At 50.2% G+C, this 10,387-nt stretch carries 23 protein-coding genes; 1 reads left to right on the top strand and 22 read right to left on the bottom strand.

Annotation, left to right across the window (positions count from 1 at the left end):
• Nucleotides 1–5: 5 nt before the first annotated feature.
• From rpsE to rpsJ, 19 genes are all read right to left on the bottom strand, one after another.
• Nucleotides 6–506, bottom strand: coding sequence for a 30S ribosomal protein S5 (gene rpsE, locus A3466_RS10820; RefSeq protein WP_003863299.1), 501 nt, complete (start codon nt 504–506; stop codon nt 6–8).
• A 14-nt stretch (nt 507–520) separates the two neighbouring features.
• The gene (gene rplR / locus A3466_RS10815) at nt 521–874 is read right to left on the bottom strand and encodes a 50S ribosomal protein L18 (protein ID WP_003863297.1); all 354 of its coding nucleotides are present in this window, start codon (nt 872–874) and stop codon (nt 521–523) included.
• A gap of 9 nt (nt 875–883) precedes the next feature.
• Nucleotides 884–1,417, bottom strand: coding sequence for a 50S ribosomal protein L6 (gene rplF / locus A3466_RS10810; RefSeq protein WP_003863296.1), 534 nt, complete (start codon nt 1,415–1,417; stop codon nt 884–886).
• Nucleotides 1,418–1,429: 12 nt separating this feature from the next.
• Nucleotides 1,430–1,822, bottom strand: a complete 393-nt coding sequence (rpsH, locus tag A3466_RS10805; RefSeq protein WP_006178918.1) for a 30S ribosomal protein S8 — start codon at nt 1,820–1,822, stop codon at nt 1,430–1,432.
• Between the two features lie 30 nt (nt 1,823–1,852).
• Nucleotides 1,853–2,158, bottom strand: coding sequence for a 30S ribosomal protein S14 (gene rpsN / locus A3466_RS10800; protein WP_003863291.1), 306 nt, complete (start codon nt 2,156–2,158; stop codon nt 1,853–1,855).
• Nucleotides 2,159–2,172: 14 nt separating this feature from the next.
• On the bottom strand, nt 2,173–2,712 hold the full coding sequence (gene rplE / locus A3466_RS10795; protein WP_022649589.1) for a 50S ribosomal protein L5: 540 nt from the start codon (nt 2,710–2,712) through the stop codon (nt 2,173–2,175).
• Between the two features lie 14 nt (nt 2,713–2,726).
• The gene (gene rplX, locus A3466_RS10790) at nt 2,727–3,041 is read right to left on the bottom strand and encodes a 50S ribosomal protein L24 (protein ID WP_003863287.1); all 315 of its coding nucleotides are present in this window, start codon (nt 3,039–3,041) and stop codon (nt 2,727–2,729) included.
• A 10-nt stretch (nt 3,042–3,051) separates the two neighbouring features.
• Nucleotides 3,052–3,423, bottom strand: coding sequence for a 50S ribosomal protein L14 (gene rplN, locus A3466_RS10785; protein WP_002919748.1), 372 nt, complete (start codon nt 3,421–3,423; stop codon nt 3,052–3,054).
• A 166-nt stretch (nt 3,424–3,589) separates the two neighbouring features.
• The gene (gene rpsQ, locus A3466_RS10780) at nt 3,590–3,844 is read right to left on the bottom strand and encodes a 30S ribosomal protein S17 (protein WP_002438707.1); all 255 of its coding nucleotides are present in this window, start codon (nt 3,842–3,844) and stop codon (nt 3,590–3,592) included.
• On the bottom strand, nt 3,844–4,035 hold the full coding sequence (gene rpmC / locus A3466_RS10775) for a 50S ribosomal protein L29 (RefSeq protein ID WP_003863282.1): 192 nt from the start codon (nt 4,033–4,035) through the stop codon (nt 3,844–3,846). Before rpmC ends, rpsQ begins: the two co-directional genes overlap by 1 nt.
• Nucleotides 4,035–4,445, bottom strand: a complete 411-nt coding sequence (gene rplP, locus A3466_RS10770) for a 50S ribosomal protein L16 (RefSeq protein ID WP_002919759.1) — start codon at nt 4,443–4,445, stop codon at nt 4,035–4,037. The genes rpmC and rplP overlap by 1 nt, the downstream gene beginning before the upstream one ends.
• Nucleotides 4,446–4,457: 12 nt before the next feature.
• Nucleotides 4,458–5,159: a 30S ribosomal protein S3 gene (rpsC, locus tag A3466_RS10765; RefSeq protein ID WP_000529945.1), complete on the bottom strand. Its 702-nt coding sequence runs from the start codon at nt 5,157–5,159 to the stop codon at nt 4,458–4,460.
• 17 nt (nt 5,160–5,176) lie between these two features.
• Nucleotides 5,177–5,509, bottom strand: coding sequence for a 50S ribosomal protein L22 (rplV, locus tag A3466_RS10760; protein ID WP_002919773.1), 333 nt, complete (start codon nt 5,507–5,509; stop codon nt 5,177–5,179).
• A 14-nt stretch (nt 5,510–5,523) separates the two neighbouring features.
• Nucleotides 5,524–5,802 carry a 30S ribosomal protein S19 gene (rpsS, locus tag A3466_RS10755; RefSeq protein ID WP_001138117.1) on the bottom strand — a complete coding sequence of 93 codons (279 nt, stop codon included), beginning with the start codon at nt 5,800–5,802 and terminating at the stop codon, nt 5,524–5,526.
• Between the two features lie 16 nt (nt 5,803–5,818).
• Nucleotides 5,819–6,640 (bottom strand): 50S ribosomal protein L2, encoded by an 822-nt coding sequence (gene rplB, locus A3466_RS10750; protein WP_000301859.1) that lies wholly within the window; start codon nt 6,638–6,640, stop codon nt 5,819–5,821.
• 17 nt (nt 6,641–6,657) lie between these two features.
• Nucleotides 6,658–6,960: a 50S ribosomal protein L23 gene (gene rplW / locus A3466_RS10745; protein WP_000617546.1), complete on the bottom strand. Its 303-nt coding sequence runs from the start codon at nt 6,958–6,960 to the stop codon at nt 6,658–6,660.
• On the bottom strand, nt 6,957–7,562 hold the full coding sequence (rplD, locus tag A3466_RS10740) for a 50S ribosomal protein L4 (protein WP_000424395.1): 606 nt from the start codon (nt 7,560–7,562) through the stop codon (nt 6,957–6,959). Before rplD ends, rplW begins: the two co-directional genes overlap by 4 nt.
• A 10-nt stretch (nt 7,563–7,572) precedes the next feature.
• Nucleotides 7,573–8,202: a 50S ribosomal protein L3 gene (gene rplC / locus A3466_RS10735; protein ID WP_003863274.1), complete on the bottom strand. Its 630-nt coding sequence runs from the start codon at nt 8,200–8,202 to the stop codon at nt 7,573–7,575.
• A gap of 32 nt (nt 8,203–8,234) precedes the next feature.
• Nucleotides 8,235–8,546, bottom strand: coding sequence for a 30S ribosomal protein S10 (gene rpsJ, locus A3466_RS10730; protein WP_001181005.1), 312 nt, complete (start codon nt 8,544–8,546; stop codon nt 8,235–8,237).
• A 380-nt stretch (nt 8,547–8,926) separates the two neighbouring features.
• Between rpsJ and A3466_RS10725 the strand changes: the two genes are divergently transcribed.
• The gene (locus A3466_RS10725) at nt 8,927–9,400 is read left to right on the top strand and encodes a prepilin peptidase (protein WP_063450575.1); all 474 of its coding nucleotides are present in this window, start codon (nt 8,927–8,929) and stop codon (nt 9,398–9,400) included.
• Here the strand turns inward: A3466_RS10725 and bfr are convergent.
• The 3 genes from bfr to A3466_RS22365 form a co-directional block, all read right to left on the bottom strand.
• Complete coding sequence (gene bfr, locus A3466_RS10720) at nt 9,384–9,860, bottom strand: bacterioferritin (RefSeq protein ID WP_003863270.1); 477 nt, start codon at nt 9,858–9,860, stop codon at nt 9,384–9,386. The genes A3466_RS10725 and bfr overlap by 17 nt on opposite strands.
• Before the next feature lie 72 nt (nt 9,861–9,932).
• On the bottom strand, nt 9,933–10,127 hold the full coding sequence (gene bfd / locus A3466_RS10715) for a bacterioferritin-associated ferredoxin (protein WP_003863268.1): 195 nt from the start codon (nt 10,125–10,127) through the stop codon (nt 9,933–9,935).
• Between the two features lie 176 nt (nt 10,128–10,303).
• On the bottom strand, nt 10,304–10,387 hold an 84-nt coding region (locus A3466_RS22365; RefSeq protein WP_000740160.1), incomplete at its 5' end, for a hypothetical protein.

Raw genomic sequence — 10,387 nt, 5'->3', positions numbered from 1 at the left:
GTCAATTACCCCAGAATTTCTTCAACGGATTTACCACGCTTGGCAGCGACCATTTCTGGAGAATTCATATTTTCCAGGCCATCAATAGTTGCACGAACCACGTTGATCGGGTTGGTGGAACCATATGCTTTAGCCAGAACGTTATGAACTCCAGCAACTTCCAGAACGGCGCGCATTGCACCACCGGCGATGATACCGGTACCTTCGGAAGCTGGCTGCATGAATACACGAGAACCCGTGTGAACACCTTTAACTGGGTGTTGCAGGGTACCGTTGTTCAGCGCGACGTTAATCATATTGCGACGGGCTTTTTCCATCGCTTTCTGGATCGCTGCTGGAACTTCACGCGCTTTACCGTAACCAAAACCAACGCGACCGTTACCATCACCAACTACAGTCAGAGCTGTGAAGGAGAAAATACGACCACCTTTAACGGTTTTAGATACGCGGTTTACCGCGATCAGCTTTTCCTGCAGTTCGCCAGCCTGTTTTTCGATGTGAGCCATCTTACACCTCTACCTTAGAACTGAAGGCCAGCTTCACGGGCAGCATCTGCCAGTGCCTGGACACGACCATGATATTGGAACCCGGAACGGTCAAAGGAAACATTGCTGATGCCTTTTTCCAGAGCGCGTTCTGCAACAGCTTTACCTACAGCTGCAGCGGCGTCTTTGTTACCGGTATACTTCAATTGTTCTGAGATAGCTTTTTCTACAGTAGAAGCAGCTACCAGAACTTCAGAACCGTTCGGTGCAATTACCTGTGCGTAAATATGACGCGGGGTACGATGTACCACCAGGCGAGTTGCACCCAGCTCTTTGAGCTTGCGGCGTGCGCGGGTCGCACGACGGATACGAGCAGATTTCTTATCCATAGTGTTACCTTACTTCTTCTTAGCCTCTTTGGTACGCACGACTTCGTCGGCGTAACGAACACCCTTGCCTTTATAAGGCTCAGGACGACGGTAGGCGCGCAGATCTGCTGCAACCTGACCGATCAGCTGTTTATCAGCGCCTTTCAGCACGATTTCAGTCTGAGTCGGGCATTCTGCAGTGATACCGGCCGGCAGCGGATGCTCAACAGGGTGTGAGAAGCCCAGAGACAGGCCTACTGCATTCCCTTTGATAGCTGCACGATAACCTACACCAACCAGCTGAAGCTTTTTAGTGAAGCCTTCGGTAACACCAACAACCATTGAGTTCAGCAGGGCACGCGCGGTACCAGCCTGAGCCCATCCATCCACGAAACCATCACGTGGACCGAAGGTCAGAGCGTTATCTGCATGTTTAACTTCAACAGCTTTGTTGAGGGTACGAGTCAGCTCGCCGTTTTTACCTTTGATCGTAATAACCTGACCGTCGATTTTTACATCAACGCCGGCAGGAATAACGACCGGTGCTTTAGCAACACGAGACATTCTTTCCTCCGATTAGGCTACGTAGCAGATAATTTCGCCACCAAGACCAGCCTGGCGCGCTGCACGATCAGTCATAACACCTTTAGAGGTAGAAACAACTGCGATACCAAGACCAGCCATAACTTTTGGCAGCTCATCTTTTTTCTTATAGATGCGCAGGCCTGGGCGGCTGACACGCTGAATGCTTTCTACAACAGCTTTACCCTGGAAATACTTGAGAGTAAGTTCCAGTTCCGGCTTGGTGTCGCCTTCAACTTTAAAATCTTCGATAAAACCTTCTTCCTTCAGCACGTTGGCAATTGCCACTTTCAGCTTGGCGGAAGGCATGGTGACCGCAACTTTGTTCGCGGCCTGACCGTTACGGATACGGGTCAGCATATCCGCGATCGGATCTTGCATGCTCATCTGTCTTTACTCCCGTGATTCAATTGGTAATTACCAGCTAGCCTTTTTCAAGCCTGGTACTTCACCGCGCATGGCGGCTTCACGCAGTTTGATACGGCTCAACCCAAACTTGCCCACATAACCATGTGGACGACCTGTTTGACGACAGCGGTTACGCTGACGAGACGGGCTGGAATCACGCGGCAGAGACTGCAGCTTGAGAACCGCATTCCAACGATCTTCGTCGGAAGCGTTCACATCAGAAATGATCGCTTTCAGTTCAGCGCGTTTAGCGAAGAATTTATCAGCTAAAGCTACGCGCTTAACTTCGCGTGCTTTCATTGATTGCTTAGCCATTCAGTAACCCTACCTTACTTGCGGAACGGGAAGTCAAAGGCAGCCAGCAGAGCACGGCCTTCTTCGTCAGATTTCGCAGTAGTGGTAATGGTAATATCCAAACCACGCACGCGGTCGACTTTATCGTAGTCGATTTCTGGGAAGATGATCTGCTCACGGACACCCATGCTGTAGTTACCACGACCGTCGAAAGACTTAGCGGACAAGCCACGGAAGTCACGGATACGTGGAACAGCAATAGTGATCAGGCGCTCAAGGAACTCCCACATGCGTTCGCCACGCAGAGTTACTTTACAGCCGATCGGATAGCCCTGACGGATTTTGAAGCCTGCAACAGATTTGCGTGCTTTGGTGATCAGCGGTTTTTGACCGGAGATTGCTGTCAGGTCAGCTGCTGCGTTATCCAGCAGTTTCTTGTCAGCGATCGCTTCACCAACACCCATGTTCAGGGTGATCTTCTCGACCCGAGGGACTTGCATGACAGAATTGTAGCTAAACTCAGTCATGAGTTTGTTAACTACTTCGTCTTTGTAGTAATCATGCAGTTTCGCCATCGTACTACTCCAAATTACTTGATAGTTTCGCTGTTAGACTTGAAGAAACGGACTTTTTTGCCGTCTTCGAATCTAAAGCCTACACGGTCAGCCTTACCGGTAGCCGCATTGAAGATTGCAACGTTAGAAACCTGAATAGCAGCTTCTTTTTCAACGATGCCGCCTGGTTGGTTCAGGGCCGGAACCGGCTTCTGATGTTTCTTAACCAGGTTGATACCTTCAACGACAAGTTTGCCGGAAGACAGAACATTTTTTACTTTACCGCGTTTACCTTTATCTTTACCGGTTAACACGATAACTTCGTCATCACGACGGATTTTCGCTGCCATGATTCGCTCCTTAGAGTACTTCTGGTGCCAGAGAGATAATTTTCATGAACTTCTCAGTACGAAGTTCACGAGTTACCGGCCCAAAGATACGCGTGCCGATAGGCTGCTCGCTGTTATTGTTTAAAATAACGCATGCATTACCATCGAAGCGAATGACAGAACCGTCAGGGCGACGAACACCCTTCTTGGTGCGCACCACTACCGCCTTCAGCACATCACCTTTTTTGACCTTACCACGTGGAATTGCTTCCTTGATGGTGATCTTGATGATGTCGCCTACGCCTGCGTAGCGACGGTGCGAGCCACCCAGAACCTTGATACACATTACGCGACGTGCACCGGAGTTGTCGGCGACGTTCAGCATAGTCTGTTCTTGGATCATTTTAGTGCTCCGCTAATGTCAACTACTACCTGAGACTCTAAAATCAGAGCCGTTAAAAAGCCCCATATCGAGGGCGCGGCATTATAACACCGCTTCTGCAATATGGGTAGAAAAAATAAACGGCTCATCGCTGAGCCGTTTATTCGTATTGAGAATGCGTACTCTATTACAGAACCGCTTTCTCTACAACGCGAACCAGCGTCCAGGACTTAGTCTTGGACAGTGGACGGCATTCACGGATTTCAACCTTGTCGCCGATACCACATTCGTTGTTCTCGTCATGTACGTGCAGTTTGGTCGTACGCTTGATGAATTTACCGTAGATCGGGTGTTTCACAAAACGTTCGATAGCTACAACAATGGATTTCTCCATTTTATCGCTAACAACACGACCTTGCAGAGTACGGATTTTATCGGTCATTACGCACCCGCCTTCTGAGTCAGTAAAGTCTTAACGCGCGCAACATTGCGACGCACTTGCTTCAGCAGGTGAGTCTGTTGCAGCTGGCCACTTGCAGCCTGCATACGCAGGTTGAACTGCTCACGCAGCAGGTTCAGCAGCTCAGCGTTCAGCTCTTCAACGCTTTTTTCACGCAGCTCTTTTGCTTTCATTACATCACCGTCTTAGTTACAAAGGTGGTTTTGATAGGCAGTTTCGCTGCTGCCAGGCCGAAGGCTTCACGGGCCAGCTCTTCCGGAACACCGTCCATTTCATAAAGGACTTTGCCCGGTTGGATCAAGGCAACCCAGTACTCCACGTTACCTTTACCTTTACCCATACGAACTTCCAGTGGCTTCTCGGTGATCGGTTTGTCCGGGAATACACGGATCCAGATCTTACCTTGACGCTTAACTGCACGGGTCATTGCACGACGTGCTGCTTCGATCTGACGTGCAGTCAGACGACCACGGCCAACAGCTTTCAGACCGAAAGTGCCGAAGCTAACATCCGTACCCTGCGCCAGACCACGGTTGCGGCCTTTGTGCACTTTACGGAATTTTGTACGCTTTGGTTGTAACATCAGCGACGCTCCTTATTTACGGCCTTTACGCTGCTGCTTTTTAGGTTGAGCAGCCGGTTTTTCCGGTTGTTCAACAGCAGCCATACCACCCAGGATCTCACCTTTGAAGATCCATACCTTAACGCCGATTACACCGTAAGTGGTGTGCGCTTCAGAGGTGTTGTAGTCGATGTCAGCACGCAGAGTGTGCAGCGGTACGCGACCTTCGCGGTACCATTCGGTACGTGCGATTTCCGCGCCGCCCAGACGGCCGCTAACTTCAACTTTGATACCTTTAGCGCCCAGACGCATTGCGTTCTGTACAGCACGCTTCATAGCACGACGGAACATAACGCGACGTTCCAGCTGAGAAGTGATGCTGTCAGCAACCAATTTAGCGTCCAGTTCAGGCTTACGAACTTCAGCGATATTGATCTGTGCAGGAACGCCAGCGATATCCGCTACGACCTTGCGCAGTTTTTCTACGTCTTCGCCTTTCTTACCGATAACGATGCCAGGGCGAGCAGTGTGAATAGTCACACGGATGCTCTTAGCTGGACGCTCGATAACGATACGAGATACAGACGCTTTAGCCAGTTCCTTAGTCAGGTACTGACGTACTTTAAAATCGCTGTCCAGGTTGTCAGCGAATTCTTTGGTGTTCGCAAACCAGGTAGAGTTCCATGGTTTTACAATACCCAGGCGAATACCATTAGGATGTACTTTCTGACCCATTGCTAGTCTCCAGAGTCTCAGCGATCGGACACAACCACAGTAATGTGGCTGGTGCGCTTCAGGATGCGATCTGCACGACCTTTCGCACGCGGCATAATGCGCTTCATGCTTGGGCCTTCATCTACGAAAATTTTCGCGACTTTCAGATCGTCGATGTCAGCGCCATCGTTGTGTTCAGCGTTAGCAATGGCAGATTCCAGTACTTTCTTGACCAATACCGCAGCTTTCTTGTTGGTATAGGTCAGGATGTCCAGGGCCTGCGACACTTTCTTACCGCGAATCAGGTCAGCAACAAGGCGTACCTTCTGTGCAGAAGAACGAGCATGGCGATGTTGAGCTAAAGTTTCCATCTCTTCCTCCTACCTTATTTCTTCTTCGCTTTTTTATCAGCAGCGTGGCCGCGATAAGTACGAGTCGGTGCGAATTCACCCAGTTTGTGACCAACCATTTCGTCGGTAACAAAGACTGGAACGTGCTGACGACCATTATGGACAGCGATGGTCAAACCGATCATGTTAGGAAAGATCGTTGAACGACGGGACCAAGTGCGCAGGGGCTTCTTGTCTCCGCTTTCCACCGCTTTCTCTACCTTCTTCAGCAAGTGCAGGTCAATAAAAGGACCTTTCTTGAGAGAACGTGGCATGGCTTATCCTCTAAAATTATTTGCTACGGCGACGTACGATAAATTTATCAGTACGCTTGTTGCTGCGGGTCTTCTTACCTTTGGTCTGAACGCCCCACGGAGTTACCGGGTGCTTACCAAAGTTACGACCTTCACCACCACCATGTGGGTGATCGACTGGGTTCATCGCAGTACCGCGAACGGTAGGACGAACACCACGCCAGCGTGCAGCACCAGCTTTACCCAGAACGCGCAGCATATGCTCAGCATTGCCAACTTCGCCCAGAGTAGCGCGGCAGTCTGCTTCGACTTTACGCATTTCACCAGAACGCAGACGCAGGGTGACATAAGCACCGTCACGCGCAACGATCTGAACGTAAGTACCCGCGGAACGCGCCAGCTGACCGCCTTTACCTGGTTTCATTTCTACGTTATGAACGGTAGAACCAACCGGGATATTGCGCATCGGCAGGGTGTTGCCTGCTTTGATTGCAGCATCAACGCCAGACTGAATCTGGTCGCCAGCTTTCAGGCCTTTAGGGGCCAGGATGTAACGGCGTTCGCCATCTTTGTACAGAACCAGCGCGATGTTCGCGGAACGGTTCGGATCGTACTCAAGACGCTCAACAACTGCTGGGATACCGTCTTTGTTGCGTTTGAAGTCAACAATACGATAAGCCTGCTTGTGGCCACCACCGATGTGACGAGTGGTGATACGGCCATTGTTGTTACGACCACCGGATTTGCTGTTTTTTTCCAGCAACGGAGCAAAAGGTTTGCCCTTGTGCAGCTCAGGGTTAACCACTTTAACTACGTGGCGACGACCCGGAGATGTCGGTTTACATTTAACAACTGCCATTGTATTACTCCTCCGACTTACTCAGCGCCGCCAACGAAGTCCAGGTTCTGGCCTTCTTTCAGGGTGACGTAAGCTTTTTTCCAGTCGCTACGACGACCGATACGCTGTCCGTGACGTTTAACTTTCCCTTTAACAACCAGGGTGTTAACGACTTCGACTTCGACTTCAAACAGTTTCTGCACAGCAGCTTTGATTTCTGCTTTGGTCGCGTCTTTAGCAACTTTGAGAACGATGGTGTTTGTTTTTTCCATCGCAGTAGACGCTTTTTCAGAAACGTGCGGTGCGCGCAGCACCTTCAGCAGACGTTCTTCACGAATCATGCCAGCATCTCCTCAACTTGCTTAACAGCATCAGCAGTCATTACGACTTTGTCGAAGGCGATCAGGCTAACCGGGTCGATACCAGTCGCGTCGCGTACGTCAACCTTGTGCAGGTTACGCGCGGCCAGGAACAGGTTCTCGTCCAGCTCACCGGTGATGATCAGCACATCTTCCAGAGCCATGTCTTTCAGTTTCTGTGCCAGCAGCTTAGTTTTAGGCGCTTCAACAGAGAACTTCTCGACAACGATCAGACGATCCTGACGTACCAGTTCGGACAGGATGCTTTTCAGCGCGCCGCGGTACATCTTTTTGTTAACTTTTTGACTGTGGTCCTGTGGACGCGCAGCGAAGGTCACGCCACCTGAACGCCAGATCGGGCTCTTGATAGAACCTGAACGCGCACGGCCGGTACCTTTCTGGCGCCATGGCTTTTTGCCAGAACCAGTTACTTCAGCACGAGTCTTCTGAGCACGAGTACCCTGACGAGCACCAGCTGCATAAGCAACAACAACCTGGTGAACCAGCGCTTCGTTGAAATCACGACCGAAGGTAGTTTCGGAAACAGTCAGCGCGCTCTGCGCGTCTTTCAATACTAATTCCATTGCTATCCCCTTACGCCTTCACAGCTGGTTTAACGATCAGGTCGCTACCGGTTGCACCCGGGACCGCACCTTTAACCAGCAGCAGGTTGCGCTCAGCGTCAACACGTACTACGTCCAGGCTCTGAACGGTTACACGTTCGTTACCCAGCTGACCTGCCATTTTCTTGCCTTTGAACACTTTGCCCGGAGTCTGGTTCTGACCGATAGAACCCGGAACGCGGTGAGACAAGGAGTTACCGTGGGTAGCGTCCTGGGTACGGAAGTTCCAGCGCTTAACGGTACCAGCAAAACCTTTACCTTTAGAGGTACCGGTTACGTCAACTTTTTTAACGTCAGCAAACAGCTCAACGCTAATGTCCTGACCTACGGTGAACTCTTCGCCTTCAGCAAGACGGAATTCCCACAGACCACGGCCAGCTTCAACGCCAGCTTTAGCGAAGTGACCCGCTTCTGGTTTGGTTACACGGTTAGCTTTTTTAGCACCAGTGGTAACCTGAATAGCGCGGTAGCCATCGTTAGCCAGATCTTTAACCTGAGTAACGCGGTTTGCTTCAACTTCGATTACGGTTACTGGGATAGAAACGCCATCTTCAGTGAAGATGCGGGTCATACCCACTTTTTTACCGACTAAACCAATCATTGTTTCAACCTCTCAATCGCTCGATGACCTGATTAACCCAGGCTGATCTGCACGTCTACACCGGCAGCCAGATCCAGACGCATCAGAGCATCAACGGTTTTCTCAGTTGGCTCAACGATGTCAACCAGACGCTTGTGAGTGCGGATTTCGTACTGATCACGCGCATCTTTGTTAACGTGCGGAGAGATCAGAACGGTAAAGCGCTCTTTGCGGGTCGGCAGCGGGATCGGACCACGGACTTGCGCACCAGTGCGCTTAGCAGTCTCGACGATTTCCGCGGTTGATTGATCGATCAGACGATGATCAAACGCTTTAAGGCGGATACGGATTCTTTGGTTCTGCATGAGACCAGAGCTCCAATTATTTTATAAACGAAAATGATTACTCCTCAAACCCATTACGATTGATGGGAGAGTGTAACCGTTCTTACGTAGCTCCCCAATTGGGAGCATTGTTGAGTAACAAAGTGAGCTACTCTGGTTCAGATTGAACCCGCCGTCAATTACGACAAGCCCGCGCATTATACGTAAATCTGGACAAGACGCAAGTGCCGTTTAGAAATTAAGCGCTAAAGGCATAGTGTGCGTGTGGCCACGCAACCTTTTCTGCAATAGCTCTTGCCTCACCGCTTTTCCTGAAGCGGCTACGCAACTGCGAATTTTGCACATTGCCGGGCACAGGGATTAGAAAGAATATGCGCTCAAATCCTTTTGAGGCCTGTGCCATGTTAATGACCCTCCCCTTTCTGCTGATCTATTTTTCGCTATCGGCCTTGCTGGTACGCGCTGATATTCGCGATGGGCTCCTGCCCGACCGCTTGCTCTGCCCGCTGCTCTGGACGGGCCTGCTTTACCAGCTTTGTCTCCATCCTGATTTTTTACCGAGCGCGGTGGTGGGTGCGATGACAGGCTATGTTGGATTCGCCGCCATCTATTGGGGCTATCGGCTTGTCTGCCAACGTGAAGGGATGGGATATGGCGATGTGAAATATCTGGCGGCGTTGGGAGCATGGCACGGCTGGTGTGCGCTCCCAATACTGGCGTTAGTGGCCGCATTGATGGCGCTGCTATACCTGACGGGTTTCTCGTTAATCAACCCAGATAAAAGGGCATTAAAAAACCCACTGCCTTTTGGGCCATTTCTGGCGGCAGCGGGTTTATGCGTTGGCTGGGAAAGCCTGATTAACTTTCCACTTTAATCTGAGACTGAAGATAGTTCTGTAGGCCAATTTTGCTGATGAGATCCAGTTCGGTTTCCAGCCAGTCGATATGCCCTTCTTCATCGGCCAGGATCTGGATCATCATATCGCGGCTGACGTAGTCATGTACGCTATCCGCATAGGCAATGGCTTCACGCAAGTCTTTTGCGCCCTCCAGCTCTAGCCGGAGATCGGAACGCAGCATCTCTTCGACATCCTCGCCGATGCCCAGTTTTCCCAGATCCTGTAGGTTAGGGATGCCTTCAAGGAATAAAATACGCTCAATGTATTTATCAGCGTGTTTCATTTCATCTATGGACTCATGGTATTCCACATCGTTGAGGCGAGTCAGTCCCCAGTTCTTGAACATTCTTGCATGGAGAAAATACTGATTGATTGCGACAAGCTCATTTCCCAATAATTTATTGAGATAACTTATGATTTTAACATCACCTTTCATTATATAGTCCCTCCGCTTCCACTCATTGAAGCGTAGAACGGGCTACAGGGATGTCAAAAAAAAGATAGAGACTTACGCGATCTCTTTGAATTCCGGGATCTGCATCAGTTCGTCCTGCATGATCTCACGCGCTGCGCGAACGCATTTACCGCATTGATTTCCCACCGGAACAAACTTGCGAAGCTGCTGGAAAGATTGTGGCTGAAACTGGCGAACGGCCTGACGAATTTTTTTGTCGCTTACACCATTACATAAACAAACGTACATAAAGACTCCCGTTCAAAATATGCGCAAAGTGTAAGTGAGAATGGTTATGATTACAATAGCACATACGCCAGGATACGGGCCGGGAGCGGTTAAAAAATGCGAAAGTTTGTGACAGGGAAAGGGTCAGAAAATAAAAAAGGACGCCGAAGCGTCCTTTTTATTTCAGGGATAATTAATTAGCCCAGAACTTTAGCAACAACGCCCGCGCCAACGGTACGGCCGCCTTCACGGATTGCGAAACGCAGACCGTCGTCCATCGC

Origin of the sequence: Enterobacter genomosp. S (assembly GCF_001631805.1) — a bacterium.
Classification (GTDB): Bacteria; Pseudomonadota; Gammaproteobacteria; order Enterobacterales; family Enterobacteriaceae; genus Enterobacter; species Enterobacter quasihormaechei.
The sequence above is the reverse complement of the archived record's forward strand: the minus strand, read 5'-3'. Positions and strand labels throughout refer to the sequence as shown.

Coding starts and splice junctions, on each gene's coding strand:
- rplN (WP_002919748.1), bottom strand. CDS start 3,423: ATGATCCAAGAACAGACTATGCTGAACGTCGCCGACAACTCCGGTGCA.
- rplW (WP_000617546.1), bottom strand. CDS start 6,960: ATGATTCGTGAAGAACGTCTGCTGAAGGTGCTGCGCGCACCGCACGTT.
- rpsQ (WP_002438707.1), bottom strand. CDS start 3,844: ATGACCGATAAAATCCGTACTCTGCAAGGTCGTGTTGTTAGCGATAAA.
- rpsE (WP_003863299.1), bottom strand. CDS start 506: ATGGCTCACATCGAAAAACAGGCTGGCGAACTGCAGGAAAAGCTGATC.
- rplF (WP_003863296.1), bottom strand. CDS start 1,417: ATGTCTCGTGTTGCTAAAGCACCGGTCGTTATTCCTGCCGGCGTTGAT.
- bfr (WP_003863270.1), bottom strand. CDS start 9,860: ATGAAAGGTGATGTTAAAATCATAAGTTATCTCAATAAATTATTGGGA.
- rplV (WP_002919773.1), bottom strand. CDS start 5,509: ATGGAAACTTTAGCTCAACATCGCCATGCTCGTTCTTCTGCACAGAAG.
- rplD (WP_000424395.1), bottom strand. CDS start 7,562: ATGGAATTAGTATTGAAAGACGCGCAGAGCGCGCTGACTGTTTCCGAA.
- rplE (WP_022649589.1), bottom strand. CDS start 2,712: ATGGCGAAACTGCATGATTACTACAAAGACGAAGTAGTTAACAAACTC.
- bfd (WP_003863268.1), bottom strand. CDS start 10,127: ATGTACGTTTGTTTATGTAATGGTGTAAGCGACAAAAAAATTCGTCAG.
- rplR (WP_003863297.1), bottom strand. CDS start 874: ATGGATAAGAAATCTGCTCGTATCCGTCGTGCGACCCGCGCACGCCGC.
- A3466_RS10725 (WP_063450575.1), top strand. CDS start 8,927: ATGTTAATGACCCTCCCCTTTCTGCTGATCTATTTTTCGCTATCGGCC.
- rpsN (WP_003863291.1), bottom strand. CDS start 2,158: ATGGCTAAGCAATCAATGAAAGCACGCGAAGTTAAGCGCGTAGCTTTA.
- rpsH (WP_006178918.1), bottom strand. CDS start 1,822: ATGAGCATGCAAGATCCGATCGCGGATATGCTGACCCGTATCCGTAAC.
- rpsJ (WP_001181005.1), bottom strand. CDS start 8,546: ATGCAGAACCAAAGAATCCGTATCCGCCTTAAAGCGTTTGATCATCGT.
- rpsS (WP_001138117.1), bottom strand. CDS start 5,802: ATGCCACGTTCTCTCAAGAAAGGTCCTTTTATTGACCTGCACTTGCTG.
- rpmC (WP_003863282.1), bottom strand. CDS start 4,035: ATGAAAGCAAAAGAGCTGCGTGAAAAAAGCGTTGAAGAGCTGAACGCT.
- rplB (WP_000301859.1), bottom strand. CDS start 6,640: ATGGCAGTTGTTAAATGTAAACCGACATCTCCGGGTCGTCGCCACGTA.
- rplX (WP_003863287.1), bottom strand. CDS start 3,041: ATGGCAGCGAAAATCCGTCGTGATGACGAAGTTATCGTGTTAACCGGT.
- rplC (WP_003863274.1), bottom strand. CDS start 8,202: ATGATTGGTTTAGTCGGTAAAAAAGTGGGTATGACCCGCATCTTCACT.
- rpsC (WP_000529945.1), bottom strand. CDS start 5,159: ATGGGTCAGAAAGTACATCCTAATGGTATTCGCCTGGGTATTGTAAAA.
- rplP (WP_002919759.1), bottom strand. CDS start 4,445: ATGTTACAACCAAAGCGTACAAAATTCCGTAAAGTGCACAAAGGCCGC.